Below are 17,878 nucleotides of genomic sequence, written 5' to 3' on the forward strand. Positions count from 1 at the left end.
GCCGGACGGCGTCCCGCGTGCGACGCTGCACGGCATGACCTTCGTCCGGCAGCACACCGCGTTGGCGCAGGCCTACGACGGCATCACCCGGGTGGTCGCCGACCTCGACGACGACGCTCTGCAACGCCCCACCCGATGTCGCGGCTGGGTCGTCGCCGACCTGCTCTTCCACCTGCTCTGCGACGCCCAACGGGCGTTGGTCACGCTGGCCAGCCCCGCCGACGGTCCGGCCGACACCGACGACGTCAGCTACTGGCGGTCGTTCCCGGCGGGTGCCGATCCCGACGCCGCGGTCCGGCACGCGTGGTGGGCCCGCCGCTCGGCCGCCGCCTTCGACCGGCCCACCGGCGTGGTGCGGATCTGGGCCGACACCGCCCCGGCCGCCGTACGCGCGGCGGGTGCCGCCGACCCGCAGGGCTGCGTCACCACCCAGGGGCACGTGCTGCGGGTGCCCGACTTCCTGGCCACGCTGACCACCGAGGCCGTCGTGCACCATCTCGACCTCGTGCTCGACCTGCCCGACGCGCCGCGACCCGGTGCGCACGCCGTCACGGTCGCGGTCGCCACGATGGACGGCCTGCTCAGCGACGACACCGTCCGGCCCGCCGACTGGGACGGCCTGACGTACCTGGGCAAGGCCACCGGCCGGCAGCCGCTGACCGACCGGGACCGGGTGGCGCTGGGCGAGGCCGCCGGCTGGTTCCCACTGCTCGGCTGACGCTGAAGCGCGCAGAATGTAAACGCTATTACTGCCGGGCGATCATCTGTGCGGCAATTTCTGCCTTCCGCGCGAGAGCCGGTTCAGCATTCAGGTAGAGGAGGGAGGCTATTCCCTCAGCCGGTCCACAGGTGGTTCCAACAGCACAGATCCTCTTGTGTGGACGCACCGACAGGCCACCAATGCCGTCACTTTCGAGGAAAGCAACAAAGGCGGCCATGACATGCCACCTTCCGACCACTCTGAACTGAGAAAGAGTCCGACTACCCGGTGCCGCCCTTTCATAAATCCCCAACGAGCCGTCACCATCGACGACGCCACGCCAGAAGTCGCGCGGGAGAATCAACCGCTCGTCGATGGACTCACCGTATCTGCCCAATTCTATGAGCCGGTCCGCCAAGGTCTGCGACCGTACGGAGAATTGGCACGAGCCGTGAGTCGGACTTGTTTGAGAGATGCTGTTACCACAGCCCAGACAATCCCGTAGCGCGACCAGTTGACTCCGATCTCGTTCAGCCAGGCCTACCGATATCTGCGGCATGTGACCTGGTCGGTAGCCTGACGCATCCGTCGGCGAACAGGAGTCCGATCCAGTAGCAAGTCTCGGGTGTCAGGCCATCGAAGGCGTCATGTCGCAAGCCCTGCGAGACTGACGAGATCTTGATTCCTCGGCGGGAAATCAGGCCACGAACGGACGGCACCGTGACGCTGAAATCGGTGGCGATCTGCCCGAGGCTCGCTCCGTCGAGAAATCGTTCTATTACCTCCTCGCGCTGCGCATTCGTCAATTTCCCAGTTCGACGTGCAGGCACGCCACAACGACGGAGCATTCCTCGGATCGCTTGCCTTGCCACCCCGTCATGTAGGGCAATACTCGTGAGACTCTCCGCTTTCCGCACGTGCAACCATGTCGCTCCGCCGCCCAGCGGCCAGTCGCGTCCCAATACCGGTCACCCGATGGCCATATCGACGAACCGAGAGAGATGGAGCTGCGCTGCGACCGTTATACTGTCGGTCGGACCATTTCTGTGCTTGGCGACAATAAAGTCCGCCTCCCCGGCGCGCGGCGACTCCTTGTCGTAATAGTCGTCGCGGTGCAACAGAATGACGACGTCAGCATCTTGTTCGATCGAGCCAGATTCCCGCAAATCGGACAACTGCGGGCGCTTGTCGGTGCGTTGCTCGGGGCCACGGTTCAGCTGACTGACCGCGATCACCGGGCACTCGACCTCCTTGGCCAGCAGCTTGAGGCCACGGGACAGGTCCGCGACCTCCTGCTGGCGGCTCTCGGTGCGCTTCGGTGAGGTCATCAGCTGGAGATAGTCGACCACGATCATCTTGAGGTCGTGCTTCTGCTTGAGCCGGCGGGCCTTCGCCCGGATCTCCATCAGGTTCATGCTCGGCGTGTCGTCCACGAAGAGCGGCGCATCGCTGATCTCACCCATGCAGCGGGCCAGCTTGGTCCAGTCGTCGTCGGAGAGCTGCCCGCTGCGCAGCACGTGCAGCGGGACCCGCGCCTCGGCCGAGAGGAGCCGCATGACGATCTCGACCTTGCTCATTTCCAGAGAGAAGATGGCGGCGGCCTGGTTGGCCCGGATCGCCGCGTTGCGGGCGAAGTCCATGCTCGCCGTGCTGTTGTGGGTCGGGATCATCGACCGCCCGGCCAGGTAGAGGTGCGCCGGGTTGTCCACCGTCACGCACCGGACCGGCACACTGGCCACCGGCCGCACATCCACCACGTACCGGACGTCCGTACCGGTCCGTCGACGGGCAGGGTGGACGGCGGCCTTGCGCTCCAGCCGGAACACGGCGTCCCCGGTGGCGAAGGTGACCGTGTAGGCCGTCGACGACAGCGTGGTACGGCCGGGTACCGCCCGCTCGGTGACCGTGCAGCGGTAACCGAGACTCACCACGAGTTCCCGGACGTCTCCGACCAGCCGCCGCGAGGTCGAGGTGTACTGGAGGTCGCCGGTGGGGCTGACCGAGCCGGCGGCGTCGAACAGACCGGCGAGCAGCGCCCGGCGCTGCGCCTCGGAACCCCGCAGGTAGTCCCGGGGGATGTGCCGGTCCGGGCTGACACCGATCTGCCGGAGGGTCGCGCGGAGGGCTCCGGTGAGGCGACTCGGGTCAGCGCCGCCGTCACCGAGCCGGACGCCCAGGCTGTAGGGCGGGACCGGCAGCCGCCGCGCGGGCAACCGGAGGGGGGCGCAGTTGGTGACGGTGTGGTTGAGGCGGGCATCCGGGCCGGTACGCAGCGTCGCCGCGATCTCCGCCGTGGTGACCACACCCTCCCGTCGGGCCTGCGCGCCGCCACCGGCCGGGCCGACCGGCCCCCCGGCCTGCGCCGGCTCCAGGACCCGCGCGTGGGTGGTCTGCCACAGGTGGTCGGCGTCCGCGATGATCACGCTGCCGTCGGAGAACTCGACCGCACAGCAGGGTCGGCCGTCCATCACGTCGAAGGCGGCGGTGATCGTGGTCGGTGTGCCGTCCGCCGCGAGCAACCGGTCGCCGACCTCGACCTCGCCCATCGTGGTCCAGCCGTCCGGGGTGGGCAACGGCGTGTCCAGGGCGAGCGCCTTGCCGAGACCGGGTCGGCCGGCCACGATGATGAGCTGCCCCGGGTGCAGGCCGTTGAGCAGCCGGTCCAGATCGGTGAAGCCGGTCGGCACCCCGGTCATCACGCCGCCCTGCGCGCCGACCGCCTCGATCTCGTCCAGGGTGGGCTGGAGCATGTCGGCGAGGATCGCGAAGTCCTCGCTCACCCGCCGTTCGGTGATCTCGTAGACCGCCTGCTGGGCCAGGTCGACGACGTCGTCGACGTCCCGGCTGCCCCCGGCGGCGGTGCCGTAGCCGAGCTGCACGATCCGGGTGCCCGCCTCGACCAGCCGGCGCAGCACCGCACGTTCGCCCACGATCCGGGCGTAGTAGGAGGCGTTCGCCGCCGTCGGCACGGCCGCCATGCAGGTGTGCAGGTAGGGGGCACCGCCGACCCGGGCGAGGTCCCCCGAGTCGGCCAGGGCCGCCGCGACCGTGATCCCGTCGGCCGGCTCACCGCGACCGTAGATGTCGAGGATGGCGTCGAAGATGGTGGCGTGGACGGGTCGGTAGAAGTCGGTGGACTTGAGGATCTCGACGACGTCGGCGATCGCGTCCTTGGAGAGCAGCATGCCGCCGAGGACGCACTGCTCGGCGGCGACGTCCTGGGGTGGGGTCTTGTCGAACTGGCCGTCGCGGGGTGGCGGGGGCGACTGCCCCCCGGCCCGGGGCTCCGCCCGCATGTCGTCGGTGACCGACACGGTTCCCCCTCCACAGCGTCGAACCGGTTCCAGCAGTACGCCGGCGGTGTGCCATCTTCCGGTCGAGTCGATCGGGGGGCCACCGCGCGACCGGTCGGTGCCCCACGATACGGACCCCGAGGTCAGACCCTCAACCGCCGCGGTGGATGAGCCTCGGGACAACCTGTGGATGCGAGTGGACAACCATGTGCGCAGCGTGTGCACAGCCTGTGGAAAACTGTGGGGGAATTCCGGGCAACACGGCCCTGAACTGGAGGTTCACTATCCACACCCTGTGGACGAATAATTTCTGGTAAGGCTCTTGGGTCGGTCTTCCCGTACTATCTCTGCGAAACGGCTACACCTGGACAGCGGATTGCACTTTCGGTTGAGAAGGGTCACGCTCCGGCCGTGAGTTACCGGGACTGGGAGCGCGGGGAGGGCAGCCCGCGCGAGCGTCAGCCGATCGCCCCGTGGGACGACCTCGGCGACCCGGTTCCGTCAGCTTCTTTCTCCTCGACGGACCGCTACCGTACGCCGAGCCGCCGACGGGCGGTCGAGCGTGGCCAGCAGGAGCCCGTCGACGCCTACCTGCCTCGGTGGGCGGTCGAGTCGGGCATCGCGCACGCCGACGGTCGGGGTCGGCACGCCGCCCCGGACGACGACGAGGACGACGACGCCCGTCCGGTCTCCGGGTTGGGTAGGCGTGCGGCCAGGCGGCGGCGGGAGAGCGAGCGGCGGGAGCCCCGGGCGATCGCGGCAGCCCCCGAGTCCGACCACACCAGGGAGTGGACCTTCGACCGCCCGCAGGAGCAGGGGTACGTGGGCAGCCGGCGGGCGGACACCGACGAGGGTGAGCCGGTCTCCGGTGCCGCCCCGACGGCCCGCCCGCGTCGGTCCGCGTCCCGTCGTCCCGAGGTGGTCTGGTCCGGCGGTGACGACTCCGACCTGCCGGTGGAGGCCGTACCCGAGCAGCCGCCCCGGCGACGGCGACGCAACACCGACGATTCGTGGGCCCGTCCGTTGACCGACCCGGGGAGCCGCCCGGCGGCCGATCCGTGGAGCCGTGCCGCCGAGCCGGAGCCGGAGTACCGGCCGGCGGTCGACCCGTGGGACGCGTCCGGCGTGCACACCTGGCAGAGTCCGGTCGCCGACGACCGGTGGGAGCGTCCCGGCGGGGCGTCGCGGTGGGAGAAGAGCGACAGCACCGGCCAGTGGGACCGGTTCACCGACACCGCGCAGTGGGACCGGACGGACGTCGGCCGGTGGGGTCCGGTGACCGCGGATCGTGACGAGGCCGACCGCCGGGACACGGGCGGATTCGGCCGTCGGGACCGGGATGACACCGACCGGTGGGACCGGGGCGAGGTCGACCGCCGGGACCGGGGTGGGGTCGACCGGTGGGAACGGTCGGTGCCACCTCGGTCGTCCCAGCCGATGACGGAGGGTGAGGGCTGGCCGTGGGGTGAGCAGCCGGAGGGGTTCTGGTCGGGCACCCGGTTGGCCGGGGACGATCCCCGGTGGATGGACCCTCCGACCTCGGCACCCCGCTCTCCGGTGGTGGGCTACACGGCACCGAGGCCCCGGACGGCCCCCCGGCGTCGGGCCGAGCCGGCGTCCGGCCGGGCGGTGGCGACGGCCTCGCTGCGGGACCGGATCGGGTCGGTGGGTGCCGGGTCGTGGAACCGTCGCCTGGAGGACGACCTGCTCGACCCGGACCCGGGTGGCCCGCTGCGCCCGCTGGTCTACACGGCCGCCTGTTATCTGGTGCCGGCGGTGCTGGTGTTCCTGTGGCTGTTGACCCTGGACGGTCAGCCGCCGGCCGGCTGTGTCACGGACATCAGCGGCGGCGGGTGTGAGCCGCCCCGGGCGCACGCCTTCGGTTCACTGGTCGCGGCGGCGCCCCGGTTCGGGCTGTCGTTGCTGAGCAGTCTGGTGGTGGCGGTCCTGCTGCGCCGGGTGGGGACGACCTGGCGGCCGGCGACGGTGGCGCTGGCGGCGGCGGTGGTGGGTGGTGGCCTGTCCACCGTGTTGATCAGCGCGATCACCGGTCAGCCGATCGGCTGACGTGCGCGGTGCCGCTCCCGGTGCCGGCCGTTGTCGCGCCGACGGCCGGGGCGCGGGGCACCGACGCACCGGCGGCCGAGCCGACCCCGGAGGCCGGCACGGATGCTGCCGCGTCCGACGCTCCGGCGTCCGAGACCGGTGACGGCGACGGGCAGCGCGGCCCGACTCCCGCGATGTGCCGTCGACGGTGCCAGGGCGAACGCCGCCGCTGCACCTCTACGCCACCCACGGACAGCGCGACATGGCCCGCACCGGGTGCCGGTGCGGGCCATGTCGGGTGTTGCTGTGCGGTGAGGTCAGCCCTGGACGACGTGGAGGTCGAACTTGGCGGACACCTCGGGGTGCAGCTTGATCCGCACCGGGTAGGAGCCGGTCGACTTGATGTGACCGGGCAGTTCCAACCGACGACGGTCGAGGACCGGACCGCCGGCCGCCTTGACGGCGTCGACGACCTCGGTCGGGGTGACCGAGCCGAAGAGCCGGCCACCGTCGCCGGCGCGGACCTTCAGGTTGACCTTCAGGCCCTCAAGCTGGTCCTTGACCTCGGTGGCGTGGCCCAGGTCGCGGATCTCCCGGGCCGAGCGGGCCCGCTTGATGACCGTGACCTGCTTCTCCGCACCCTTGGTCCAGCTGATCGCGAAGCCCTGCGGCAGCAGGTAGTTACGGCCGTAGCCGTTCTTGACCTCGACGATGTCGCCGGGGGCACCGAGACCGGAAACTTCCTGGGTCAGGATGATCTTCATGTCGGTGCCTCCTCTCAGCGGGCCGTGGCGGTGTACGGCAGGAGCGCCATCTCACGGGCGTTCTTGACCGCACGGGCGATCTGCCGCTGCTGCTGCGAGGTGACCCCGGTCACCCGCCGAGCGCGGATCTTGCCGCGGTCGGAGATGAACTTGCGCAGCAGCGCGGTGTCCTTGTAATCGATATAGGCGATCCCGTCCTTGTCGAGCGGGTTCACCTTCTTCTTTGGTTTGCGAAGTGCCGCAGCCTTGGCCGTTGCACGTGCTCCTGGTTTGCGATCGCGGGCGCTCGGCGCCATTAGAACGGTGGCTCCTCATCAAAATTGGCGCCCGAACCACCGCGCGAGGAGGGGGCCGGAGCAGCAGAGGCCCACGGGTCGTCGAAGTTTCCTCCGCCGCCGCCCTGGTTGCCACCGCCACCGGAGCCGAAGCCTCCGCCGCCGCCACCGGAGCGCGACATCTTCTGCACCTTCGCCGTGGCGTAGCGCAGCGATGGGCCGATCTCGTCGACCTCGAGCTCGATGACGGTGCGCTTCTCGCCCTCGCGGGTCTCGTACGACCGCTGACGCAGCCGACCCGAGACGATCACGCGGGCGCCCCGCTGGAGCGACTCGGCGACGTGCTCCGCCGCCTGCCGCCACACGGTGCAGGCCAGGAAGAGCGGCTCGCCGTCCTTCCATTCGTTGGTGGTCTTGTCCATGAACCGGGGCGTCGAAGCGACCCGGAACTTGGCGACCGCCGCACCGGACGGGGTGAACCGCAACTCGGGGTCATCGGTCAGATTGCCGATGACCGTGATGGTGGTATCTCCTGCCATGACCATCTCCTCGCGCACTCATCGTTGCGTCGTACAGACTCGCAGAGCCCTACGACATCACCGACGAGGCTGATCCGGGCGAACCGGGGTTGAATGCTTAGCGCATCTCCGGTCGAATGACCTTGGTACGCAGCACGGACTCGTTGAGCCGCAGCTGGCGGTCGAGTTCGGCCACCGCCTCCGGCGTCGCCTGAAGGTCGATGACGGCGTAGATGCCCTCGGCCTTCTTGTTGATCTCGTACGCGAGGCGCCGGCGGCCCCATACGTCGGTCTTCTCGACCGAGCCACCCGCGGTCCGGATCACGTTCAGGTACGTGTCGAGCGAGGGTGCGACGGTGCGTTCCTCGAGGCTGGAGTCGAGGATCACCATTACTTCGTAATGACGCAAGACGTGCTCACCTCCTGTGGGCTAGGCGGCCACGGTCCTTCCGTGGCAGGAGGTCGTGCGTCGTGCCCGTCCCGACCGGGGGAACCCGACCGGACGCGGACAACCTGACCAGAATACCCGGCCCCGACGATCATGCCCGGGCAGGTCGACCCGACGGCGCGAGCCGGCCGGGCGGGAAAGGTGACAGGGGCCCACCGCGACACCCGAAGGCCGGCGGTGGACCCCTGTCCACGGGGCCGCGGGGCGTCCCGTCCGCATTCCTTGGGTGGGACCTGGGGAGGAACGACCACACCGATGAGGTTGGATCGAGGACACCCCGCGGAGCTTCATCCTGTTGTTATCCGACGGTACAACGGCAATCGTCACGCGATAGCCGAATTGCAACTATTCGTCCGACTGTCCCACCTCGGTCAACGATCGCCGGGGTCGTCGGGTGACGCCACCTGCCCTGCGGCGCGGCGGGCAGGGGCAGAGGAACGGCACGACTTGCCCACGACCGTCACCTGCCGGCGTCGGGGACGGGACGTAGGCTCGCCTGCATGCGTATCGGAGCCCACGTCGACCCGGCCGACCCGCTGGCGGAGGCGGCCACCCGTGCCGCCGAGGCGGTGCAGTTCTTCCTCTCCGACCCGCAGGGCTGGAAGGCCCCGGAACCCCGGGAGGACGCCGACCGGCTGCGCGCCGCCGACGTCGACCTCTACGTGCACGCCCCGTACGTCATCAACGTGGCCACCCTCAACAACCGGATCCGCATCCCCAGCCGCAAGCTCCTGCTGGGCCACGCCGCCGCAGCGGCGCAGCTCGACGCCCGGGGGCTGATCGTGCACGGCGGCCACGTCAACGCCGGTGACGACCTGGCCGTCGGCTTCGACAACTGGCGCAAGACCTTCGCCTACGCGGCCGACTCCGGCGGCTTCCCCGTGCCCGTCCTGATCGAGAACACCGCCGGTGGCGACAACGCCTGCGCCCGGCGGCTCGACGCGCTGGCCCGGCTCTGGGACGCCCTCGGTGACTACGAGGTCGGCTTCTGCCTCGACACCTGTCACGCCCATGCCGGTGGCGAGGAGTTGCTCGACCTGGTCGACCGGGTGAAGGCGATCACCGGTCGGATCGATCTGGTGCACGCGAACAACTCCAAGGGCGGGTTCAACTCCGGGCAGGACCGGCACGACAACCTCGACGGCGGCACCATCGACCCGGAGCTGCTGGTGGCGGTGATCCGAGCGGCGGACGCCCCGGTCATCGTGGAGACTCCCGGCGGCGCGACCGGTCAGGGCGCCGACATCGCCTTCCTCCGTGAGCAACTCGGCACGGAGGCCTGAGCGCCGATGACCACCAACGCGACGGGCGGCAGCCAGCCGCCACGGCAGACAGACGGCACGGACCCGACCTCCGGGGGCGGGGCGGGGTCGCCGCAGGGCCGGCCGGCACCCGACGCGCGGGACAGCTCGAAGCCGGGCAGGGACGAGCCACCCCCGACCACCGGACCCGACCCACAGCCCGGCGGATCGGGTGCGGAGCCCGCCGGACCCGACGGGCCACCCGACGGAGCCGGTGCGGAGCCCGCCGGACCCGACGGGCCACCCGACGGAGCCGGTGCGGAGCCCGCCGAGGGCGGCCCGGTAGCCGACGACGGCCGGGTTGGGGGCGGGAAGGCCGGAGCCGGCCCCGGGCCGACCGGGGCGAAAGCCCAGCCGGCGGGGACGTCGACGGAGAAGGCCGCAGCGATGACCGCGGTGACGGCCGACCAGGCCGGCACAACGACCGACCACGCCGGGAAGTCCAGGACCTGGAAAGACCGGCTCACAAGAAGGAGGGCCGGGAAGGACGAGGCCGGGAAGGGCCGGGGTGACGAACCGGCCGGGGGCGAAACGGAGCAACAGGAGCCGGCCGCCGAGGCCGATCCGTGGACCTCGTTCGCGCCCGCGCCCGAACCGGTGCCGGGCCGCCCCGGACGGGCGGCCCGCGCCACCGGCCGGTTCCTGGTGCACGAGTGGACGCTCGCCGTCCTCGCCTCGCTCGCCCTGGCCGTGGGGATGACCTGGCCGACCCTGCGGTACCCGCTCTACACGCTGCCCCAGGACTACTGGGACCCGAGCCTCCAGGCCTGGCAGATGGCCTGGTCCGGACATGCCCTGCGGACCAACCCGGGGCAACTGTTCCAGTCCAACACGTTCTTCCCCGAGCCCTGGAGCTTCGCCTTCTCCGACATGCTGCTCGGGTACGCCCCGGCCGGCCTGCTCGGCACCGGTCCGGATGCCGCCGTGCTCCGCTACAACATCATGTTCGTGCTGGCCCACGCGATGGCCACCTTCGGGGCGTACGTGCTGGCCCGGCAGTTGGGCGCGGGCCGGATCGGTGCGGCGGTCGCCGGGGTCAGCTACACCTACGCGCCGTGGCTGCTCGCCCAGGCCGGCCACCTGCACATCATCTCCAACGGTGGCATTCCGTTGGCGCTGGCCATGCTGGCCCGGGGCCACGGTTGGTCACTGCGGCACGGTTACCGGCCTGAGCGCCGCCGGGTCGGCTGGGCGTACGCCGGCTGGGCGGTCGCGGCCTGGCAGCTCAGCCTGGGCTTCGGCATCGGCCTGGTGTTCGCCTACGTCCTGGCGGTGACCCTGCTGGTCTCGGCAGCGGTGTGGTTCTGGCAGCGGCGACGACGCGGGCGGCGGCCCTTCGGGCGGCGGCTGTTCGTCGCCGACCTGGTCGGCGGGCTGCTCTTCGCCGCCGTCGGCGCGCTGCTGGCGGTGCCGTACTTCAAGGTCGCCGAGCTGCACCCGAACGCGGAACGGACGATCGGCGACATCGGCGTCTACTCACCGCCGGCGAGCGGCTTCTTCACCGCGCCCGCCGAATCGAGGATCTGGGGTGGGCTGCACGAGGGGGCGCGGGCGACGCTGCCCTGGCATCCGGAGATGACCCTGCTGCCGGGCTTCGTGCTCTACGCGCTGGCCGCCGGTGGGCTGTTCTTCTCGGTGTGGCGGCTGCGGCACCGGCTGTGGATGCTGGCCGGAGTCCTGGTCACGATGGTGCTGGCGATGGGCACCCGGTTCTTCGACGGCACCTTCACCTACGCGCCGCTCTTCGAGTACCTGCCGGGCTTCAACGGGCTGCGCACGCCCGGTCGGATGATGCTCTGGACGACCCTGCTGCTCGCCCTGCTGGCGGCCGGTGCGGTGAGCGCTTTCGCCCAGCGGGTCCGCGAGCTGAGCACCGAGCGGGTGCCCGCCCGGCCGTCACCGTGGCTGCGGGCGGCCACCCTGCTGCCACTGCTGCTGGTGGTCGTGGAGGGGCTGAACACCACGCCGCACCCGGTGGTGCCGGAGCAACCGGCGGCGATGCGCACGGTGGACGGTCCACTGCTGGTGCTGCCCAGCAGCCAGAACCAGGACCAGCCGGTGATGCTCTGGTCGACGAGCCGCTTCCCGCAGGTGGTCAACGGCGGCAGCGGATTCACCCCGAAACAGCTCGACGACGTCCGCCGGGTGACGGCGGCGTTCCCCGACCAGACCAGCGTCGACTACCTGCGCACCCTCGGCGTACGCAACGTGGTGGTGCTGCGGGACCAGATCGTCGGTACGCCGTGGGAGGTGACCGTGAACGCGCCGGTCGACCAGTTGGGCATCACCCGCCAACAGGTCGGCAACGCCGTGGTGTTCCGTCTCTGAGGCGGGTTGCGGTGGGGCGGGCGGGGGAGCCCAGCCGGCGCAGGGATCAAGCCTGACCGCCCGGAGCCGGCTGGGCTCCCCCGCCCCCGCCTGACGGACGCGGGGGCCGTCTCGGACTTGCGCGTCTGGGTGGGGTGCGGCTGTCAGGCGGGGGTGGGGGCTGGTTCTGGTTCGGGGGCGGGGGTTTTGCGACGGAGTTTGGTCAGCCAGGGGGCGTCGGGGGCACCGTCGAGGACGCCGCCGTCCGGGTCGTCGGGGTAGGTCCAGCGGACGGCGTCCCGCTCCGGGTGCAGGATGTCCTTGACGATCAGGACGCAGAGCACCACCACCGTGCCGAGCCGTAGCGACGAGGCCAGCACGAAGACGCCCTCGGGGAAGACCGGCCGGCTGGTGGCCGAGCCGAGCAGTTCGCCGTAGAAGGCGACGAAGTAGCACACCTCGGCGAACTGCCAGGCGAGGAACGCCCCCCAGCGGGGTCGGGCGAGCACCGCCAGCGGCAGCAGCCAGAGCACGAACTGCTGCGACCAGACCTTGCTGAAGATCAGGAAGGCAGCCACCACGAGGAAGGCGAGCTGGGCCAGCCGGGGCCGGCGGGGTGCCCGCAGGGTCAGCACGGCCACGCCGATGCAGGCCAGCCCGAACAGGGCGTACGACAGGTTGTTGAGGGTGGGGATGTTGCCGTTCAGCCACTGGAAGGGGCCCTGGTCGCCGGGGGCGCCGGTGTTCACCTTGCCGTCGAGGTACCGCCCGATGTACCAGAGGGTGCCCCAGTCGATGGGCCGGGTGGTGTTCAGCTCGAAGAACCGACCCCAGTTGTCCGGGTAGCGGATCGCCGTCGGCAGGTTCACCGCGACCAGTGCGACCAGGCCGGTGGCGACGGCGGTGAACGCGGCCCGCAGCCGATTCGCCCGCAGGCCGAGGATCAGGATCGGGCCGAGCAGGAACAGCGGCCACATCTTCGCCGCACCGCCCAGGCCGAGCAGGACCCCGGCCAGGACGGGTTGTCGTTTCGCCCAGGCGGCCAGCCCGAGAGCGGCCAGCCCGATGGCGAGGAAGTCCCAGTTGACGGTGGCGGTGAGGAACAGCGCCGGGGCCAGGGCGAAGAGTGCCGCGTCCCAGGGTCGTCGGCGGCGCAGGGCGAGGATCACCGCGGCGGTGGCGACGGCGAGCGCGCTGAGGGTCAACGCGTTGGCGTTGTAGAACCACCGGCCCTGGTTGATCGTCGGGTCGTCGACGCCGACGGCGTGCACCGGTAGGCCGAGCGCGCCCATCATGTAGCCGGTGAGCACCGGGTATTCCACCGGGTGGTCCCGGTAGGGGACCTTGCCCTCGTGCAGGCCCTCGGCGTAATAGAGGGCCAGCACGTCGGTGTAGCACATCCGGGTGTACTGGATGTTGTTCTGCCAGGCGCCGTTCTGGCAGGGCGCCTTCTGCACCCAGTGCAGGGCCAGGGTCAGGCAGGCCAGGGCCAGCACGATCCGGGCCGCCGTCCAGAACCGACTCTCCCGACCGGCGGGCCGGTCGACGGCGACGGCGTGGTCGCCGAGCGGCCCGCCGATCGCCTCCGAGACGCCCCGGACGAAGCCGTCCGATCGGGACGGGTGGTCGCTGCTCCCGGCGTCGTCGATGCCGGTCGTCGGCTGGGTGCTCATGAGAATGCATCCTGCCCTATGAATGGCTCTCGGACGAGCAGCATGTTCCACCGGAAGTCCGACGGGCCGCACCGCCGCAGGCTGCCCGAAAGACGCTGCTGCCGGCGACCGCAGGTTTGCGGGCCGCCGGCAGCAGCATAGATGCTCGTCAGTGCGGTGTCAGTTCAGTCCCGGGTACGCGGAGTCGGCAGGATGCCACCGCCGTTTCCGGCCCCGTTCGGCGGGGGCGGGTTCGGGTTCGGCGGACTGCCACCCTGGTTTCCACCTTGGTTACCGCCCTGGTTGCCACCCTGATTGCCGCCCTGGTTCCCACCTTGGTTGCCGCCCTGGTTGCCGCCGCCCAGCAGGCACTGCAGGTCGGTGGGGGCACAGTTCGGCCCGGTCGGGGCGTTCGGCGGCGGCGGAGGCGGCGGAGGCGGGGTGCCGTTGCCGGACTCCGGGTCGCCGACCTTCGCCGCCGGCGGGAAGTCCAGCTTGTCCTCGCCCTTGAGCGCGCCGTTCATGACCCGCTCCCAGATCTCGCCGGGCATGGTCGCACCGCTGATCTTGGTGCCGTCGTTCAGCTTGATCGCTTCCCGCTTGCCCTTGTTGCCCACCCAGACGGCGGTGGCGAGCTGCGGGGTGTACCCGATGGTCCAGGCGTCACCGTTCTGGTCGGTGCCCTCCTTGAGCTCCCAGGTGCCGGTCTTGGCGGTGGCCTTCCGGCCGTCCGCCAGGGTGTGGTTGATCTTGCCCGGGTAGTCCTTCAGCACGTCGGTCACGTCGGCGACCACGTCCGGGTTGATCCGCTTCTGCGGCTTCAACTGCTCGCCGCCGAGCTTCTCCCACTTGCCGGTCTCCTTGTTCTGCTTCTCGGCGGAGATCAGGAAGTGGGCCTTGTTGTAGATGCCCTTGTTGGCGAAGGTGGCGATGCCGTTGGCGTGGTCGAGCACGGTGATCGGGTACTGACCGTAGGCGACCACGTGGTAGAAGGGGTCGGGCGCCAGGTCGGCGGCCTTCTCCTTGGCCAGGTCGTGCCCCTTGGGCGGGCTCACGTTCGTCTGCCACATCATGCTGACGCCGGCCTTGGCCGCCATGTCAACGATCTTGTCGGGCCCGATGTCCAGGCTGACGTGGTAGAAGGGCACGTTCAGCGACTTCAGCGTCGACTCCCGCAGCGTGCAGGAGTCACCACAACTGGGGTTGTCGGTGCCGGCGTTGCTGACCCGGAACTTGTCGCCCTCCGGGGTGAACGCCCGGCCCTTCCACCGCGAGTCGACGGACTTGCCCGCCTCCAACGCCGCCGCCAGCGTGTAGATCTTGAAACTGGAGCCGGGCGAATGCCCGCCGGTGACGTTGCCGTTGGTGTCGGTGTTCGTGCCGGCGTAGTCGGTGCCGGTGCCGTCGTCCCCGCCGTAGTAGCCGAGCACCCGGCCGTTACGCGGGTCGATGGAGACCACGGCGGCCATCAGGTTCTTGCGCGCGCCGTCCAACTCGGAGCCCTTGGTGCTGCGCTGGGCGGCGGTGGTGACGGCCTTCTGCACCTTGTTGTCGATGGTGGTCCTGATCCGGTAGCCACCCTCGCGGAGCATCGCCGAGCAGCGCGGCTTACGCTCGGTCACTTCCGCGTCGTTGTCGGTGCAGAGCTTCTTCTCCCGCATCTCGGCCGAGACGTAGTTGATGACGTTGCCGATCGGGGTGTTGACGCCGAACTTGACGCCGGACCGGGACTCCTTCGGGGTCTGCAACGTCTTGTTCGGGTACTCCGTCGGGTGCGCCGGCCGGTTCGGCGCGTCGACCCAGCGCATCTCGATCATGTTCTTGATGACGTAGTCCCAGCGGTCCTTGGCTTCGACGGGGTTGAGCGCCGGGTCGAAACCCTTGTGCGTGGCGCTCGGTTCCGGCTGCTTGATCAGGGCGGCGAGCACGGCGGCCTCGGCCACGTCGATCTTCGAGACCGACTTGCCGAAGTAGGTCTGCGCCGCCGCCTCGATGCCGTACGCGTTGCGACCGAAGTAGATGGTGTTGAGGTAGTGCTCCATGATCTGTTCCTTGGTGAACTGATCATTGAGCTTGGAGGCGACGATCGCCTCCTTCACCTTCCGCGCGTACGAGTCGTCCTGGAGGTTCTCGTAGGCGTTGCGGGCGTACTGCTGGGTGATCGTCGAGGCACCCTGCTTGTCGCCGTTGGAGAGGTTGTTCCAGGCGGCCCGGGCGATGCCCTTGTAGTCGACGCCGGCGTGCTCGTAGAAGTTCTTGTCCTCCGCCGCCGCCACCGCATCCCGCATGTGCTGCGGAATCTGGTTGATCGAGACGAACGTCCGGTTCTGCTCGCCCACCTTGGCGATGACCGTCTTGTTGTCGGCCGCGTAGATGGTCGTGGCGAGCGGCAACTTGATCTGGGCGGGCAGCACCACGGTGGTGGAGTAGTAGGTGAACCCGACCACACCGAGGCCGGCGAGCATGATGAAGACCGCGAAGCCGGCGATCAGCAGGTTGATCCGCTTACGCCGCTTCGCCCGCGCCAGCGCGTCCGGGTCACCCGGCCCGCGCCCGCGCCCGCCGCCGGCACCACCGCCGTAACCACGACCCGGCCCGTTCGGGCCGCCCGGTCCGCCGCCGCCGCCGACCGGCGCGACGCCGGCCCGCGCCACCGAGGCCCGCCCGGCGGAGCCGACCGAGGCCGCGCCGACGCTGGCCCGACCGGCGGGAGCCGTCCCGACGCTGGCCCGCCCGGCCGGTCCACCCGCCGGGGAGACCGGCACGGAGGCACGACCCGCGCCGCCCCACCCCGACGCCGCCGGGGAGACCGGCACGGAGGCACGACCCGGCCCGGCCGGGGAGACCGGCACCGAGGCACGACCGGGGCCGGCCCGGCCGACCGGGGCCGCACCGCCTGTCGCGCGCGGCGGGGGCACCGCCGCCGAGGCCCGTCCGGTGGGCGCGGCACCGCCGACCGAGGCTCGGCCGGCCGGGGCTGCACCCCAGGCGTCACCGCCCCGTCGGGGGTACGCGTCGTCCGCCCCCGGTCCGGGGCCGCCGTTCGAACCCGGTACCTGGGCCCGCGCGCGCGGGGAACTGGGATCGCCGTACGAGTTCATTCCTCACACCCTGCCGGTCGCGGTGGGACGCGAGGGCGCCACCACCGGGTTGCCGTGAGTTGACACACGCGCCATGGGGCCGGCAAGGGGCCGGATGCGCGCTGCAATTTCCACATCATTCGGGCCAATCGGGCCGATGGGCCGCCGGTCGCGGTGTCTGTGTCCTACGACACCAGAGTCGACCGGAGCAGCCAGGTTCACCGTTGCGCCTCTCGCCTTCGCTCCTGCGTGGCAGCCGTGGCGGCCTCCGCCACACCCTGTTCCGGGCCGCCCTCGGCCAGCCCGTCCCGGCCGAGCAGGAACTGCTCGACGAGATGGTTCCAGTCACAGCCGAGGCACACCTCCACCACGAAGACCTGGAACTCACGCAGCGTCATCGCCAGCACAGGTAGCTCGGCCAGCGTGCGGGCCTGCCCGGCGGACTGCCTGAGTTCGTCCCCGTAAATGTAGTGGACGTGGGTGAGGTTCTCGCTCCGGCAGATCGGACACCGTTGCTCGGTCGGCTCCCCGTGGAAGCGGGCCGCGTTCTTCAGGTACGGCGAGGCGTCGCAGACGTCGTACGTGCCGACCCGGCCGGCGAGCACGTCACGCAGCACTGCTCGCTTCTGCAGCGAGTAGTCGACGACCTGACGAGACGTCCGCATGCGGCAAAGGGTACGCGTTCCGATCGGGTGGGGCGACCACCGTCACGATCCGTGCACGGGCTGGCGCGGAACGGGGGTTTGCCCTGACGGCAGACGAGGTACTAACGTGCGATGTATCGGTCCGATACATCGAGGCGGTTAACCTGCCGCTCCGAGGGTAAGGAAAGGGTGGCCCGTGCTCGAACTCGCCATCCTCGGCCTCCTTCAGGAGGCCCCGATGCACGGCTACGAACTCCGCAAGGAGCTCACCGCCAAGCTCGGCGCCATCCGGGCAGCGATCAGCTACGGCTCGCTCTACCCGACCCTGCGCAGGTTGCAGGCGGCGGGTTGGATCACCGAAGCCACCGACGCCCCGGCCACCGCCGAGGAGGTTCCCGCGCTGACCAGCCGACGAGGTCGGGTGGTCTACAAGATCACTGCGGAGGGCAAGGAACGCTTCGCCCAGCTGATCGCGCAGGCCGGGCCCGAGACGTACGACGACACGGGCTTCGGTGTGCACTTCGCGTTCTTCGCCCGCACCGACCAGGCGACCCGGCTGCGCATCCTGGAGGGTCGCCGCCGCACGATCGAGGAGCGTCGCGAAGGACTTCGGGACGTGCTGGGCCGGGCGGCCGAGCGTCTCGACGCGTACACCCTGGAATTGCAACGCCACGGCCTCGACGCGTGCGAGCGCGAGGTCCGCTGGCTGGAGGAGCTCATCGCCAACGAGCGCTCCGGCCGTGCCCCGACAGTCCCGCGACCCGGGACGGCCGGCGGTCCACGAGACAACAACAGCCCGCCTCCGCCTGGAGAGTCCAGGAATGAGCGGCCGTGATGAAGAAGAAGGAGG

14 protein-coding genes are annotated in these 17,878 nt (G+C 70.5%); 5 read left to right on the forward strand and 9 right to left on the reverse strand.

The genetic code is table 11. The features are described 5' to 3' along the window. Window positions 1–34 precede the first annotated feature (34 nt). Entirely contained in the window at window positions 35–718 is a 684-nt protein-coding gene (locus GA0070216_RS21445) for a maleylpyruvate isomerase N-terminal domain-containing protein (protein ID WP_091249356.1), read from the forward strand. Window positions 719–746: 28 nt separating this feature from the next. Here GA0070216_RS21445 and GA0070216_RS33925 read toward each other — a convergent pair whose 3' ends face one another. Together GA0070216_RS33925 and dnaB are read right to left on the reverse strand one after the other, a co-directional pair. Next, window positions 747–938, reverse strand: coding sequence for a hypothetical protein (locus GA0070216_RS33925; RefSeq protein ID WP_141723153.1), 192 nt, complete (start codon window positions 936–938; stop codon window positions 747–749). 730 nt (window positions 939–1,668) lie between these two features. Next, window positions 1,669–4,014, reverse strand: coding sequence for a replicative DNA helicase (gene dnaB / locus GA0070216_RS21450; protein ID WP_218108251.1), 2,346 nt, complete (start codon window positions 4,012–4,014; stop codon window positions 1,669–1,671). A gap of 390 nt (window positions 4,015–4,404) precedes the next feature. Here dnaB and GA0070216_RS21455 point away from each other — a divergent pair, with 390 nt between their 5' ends. Continuing rightward, window positions 4,405–6,060: a hypothetical protein gene (locus GA0070216_RS21455; protein WP_091249056.1), complete on the forward strand. Its 1,656-nt coding sequence runs from the start codon at window positions 4,405–4,407 to the stop codon at window positions 6,058–6,060. A 296-nt stretch (window positions 6,061–6,356) separates the two neighbouring features. Here the strand turns inward: GA0070216_RS21455 and rplI are convergent, their stop codons facing one another. The 4 genes from rplI to rpsF form a co-directional block, all read right to left on the reverse strand. Further along, window positions 6,357–6,803 carry a 50S ribosomal protein L9 gene (gene rplI / locus GA0070216_RS21460; RefSeq protein WP_091249061.1) on the reverse strand — a complete coding sequence of 149 codons (447 nt, stop codon included), beginning with the start codon at window positions 6,801–6,803 and terminating at the stop codon, window positions 6,357–6,359. 14 nt (window positions 6,804–6,817) lie between these two features. Further along, window positions 6,818–7,099: a 30S ribosomal protein S18 gene (rpsR, locus tag GA0070216_RS21465; protein ID WP_091249063.1), complete on the reverse strand. Its 282-nt coding sequence runs from the start codon at window positions 7,097–7,099 to the stop codon at window positions 6,818–6,820. Further along, complete coding sequence (locus GA0070216_RS21470; RefSeq protein ID WP_176739072.1) at window positions 7,099–7,635, reverse strand: single-stranded DNA-binding protein; 537 nt, start codon at window positions 7,633–7,635, stop codon at window positions 7,099–7,101. The genes rpsR and GA0070216_RS21470 overlap by 1 nt, the downstream gene beginning before the upstream one ends. A gap of 79 nt (window positions 7,636–7,714) precedes the next feature. Then, the gene (rpsF, locus tag GA0070216_RS21475) at window positions 7,715–8,005 is read right to left on the reverse strand and encodes a 30S ribosomal protein S6 (protein ID WP_067301247.1); all 291 of its coding nucleotides are present in this window, start codon (window positions 8,003–8,005) and stop codon (window positions 7,715–7,717) included. Between the two features lie 539 nt (window positions 8,006–8,544). Between rpsF and GA0070216_RS21480 the strand changes: the two genes are divergently transcribed. Together GA0070216_RS21480 and GA0070216_RS21485 are read left to right on the forward strand one after the other, a co-directional pair. Further along, entirely contained in the window at window positions 8,545–9,327 is a 783-nt protein-coding gene (locus GA0070216_RS21480; protein WP_091249066.1) for a deoxyribonuclease IV, read from the forward strand. A 405-nt stretch (window positions 9,328–9,732) separates the two neighbouring features. Next, the gene (locus GA0070216_RS21485; RefSeq protein WP_245722627.1) at window positions 9,733–11,673 is read left to right on the forward strand and encodes a hypothetical protein; all 1,941 of its coding nucleotides are present in this window, start codon (window positions 9,733–9,735) and stop codon (window positions 11,671–11,673) included. A 143-nt stretch (window positions 11,674–11,816) separates the two neighbouring features. Here GA0070216_RS21485 and GA0070216_RS21490 read toward each other — a convergent pair whose 3' ends face one another. The 3 genes from GA0070216_RS21490 to GA0070216_RS21500 form a co-directional block, all read right to left on the reverse strand. Continuing rightward, window positions 11,817–13,325 carry a glycosyltransferase family 87 protein gene (locus GA0070216_RS21490; RefSeq protein WP_091249071.1) on the reverse strand — a complete coding sequence of 503 codons (1,509 nt, stop codon included), beginning with the start codon at window positions 13,323–13,325 and terminating at the stop codon, window positions 11,817–11,819. Between the two features lie 164 nt (window positions 13,326–13,489). Continuing rightward, window positions 13,490–16,069: a transglycosylase domain-containing protein gene (locus tag GA0070216_RS21495; RefSeq protein ID WP_425413176.1), complete on the reverse strand. Its 2,580-nt coding sequence runs from the start codon at window positions 16,067–16,069 to the stop codon at window positions 13,490–13,492. 533 nt (window positions 16,070–16,602) lie between these two features. Then, the gene (locus tag GA0070216_RS21500) at window positions 16,603–17,049 is read right to left on the reverse strand and encodes a DUF5318 domain-containing protein (protein WP_091249077.1); all 447 of its coding nucleotides are present in this window, start codon (window positions 17,047–17,049) and stop codon (window positions 16,603–16,605) included. A gap of 175 nt (window positions 17,050–17,224) precedes the next feature. On the opposite strand from GA0070216_RS21500, the gene GA0070216_RS21505 reads away from it, so the two are divergent. Then, window positions 17,225–17,863, forward strand: coding sequence for a PadR family transcriptional regulator (locus GA0070216_RS21505; protein ID WP_091249079.1), 639 nt, complete (start codon window positions 17,225–17,227; stop codon window positions 17,861–17,863). Window positions 17,864–17,878: the final 15 nt, after the last annotated feature.

This window comes from Micromonospora matsumotoense (assembly GCF_900091525.1).
Taxonomy (GTDB): domain Bacteria; phylum Actinomycetota; class Actinomycetes; order Mycobacteriales; family Micromonosporaceae; genus Micromonospora; species Micromonospora matsumotoensis.

Bases quoted from the DNA above. Each gene is read 5' to 3' on its own strand.
- GA0070216_RS33925 (WP_141723153.1), bottom strand. From the start codon at position 938: ATGGCCGCCTTTGTTGCTTTCCTCGAAAGTGACGGCATTGGTGGCCTG.
- GA0070216_RS21490 (WP_091249071.1), bottom strand. From the start codon at position 13,325: ATGAGCACCCAGCCGACGACCGGCATCGACGACGCCGGGAGCAGCGAC.
- GA0070216_RS21480 (WP_091249066.1), top strand. From the start codon at position 8,545: ATGCGTATCGGAGCCCACGTCGACCCGGCCGACCCGCTGGCGGAGGCG.
- GA0070216_RS21500 (WP_091249077.1), bottom strand. From the start codon at position 17,049: ATGCGGACGTCTCGTCAGGTCGTCGACTACTCGCTGCAGAAGCGAGCA.
- rplI (WP_091249061.1), bottom strand. From the start codon at position 6,803: ATGAAGATCATCCTGACCCAGGAAGTTTCCGGTCTCGGTGCCCCCGGC.
- GA0070216_RS21485 (WP_245722627.1), top strand. From the start codon at position 9,733: ATGACCGCGGTGACGGCCGACCAGGCCGGCACAACGACCGACCACGCC.
- GA0070216_RS21445 (WP_091249356.1), top strand. From the start codon at position 35: ATGACCTTCGTCCGGCAGCACACCGCGTTGGCGCAGGCCTACGACGGC.
- rpsR (WP_091249063.1), bottom strand. From the start codon at position 7,099: ATGGCGCCGAGCGCCCGCGATCGCAAACCAGGAGCACGTGCAACGGCC.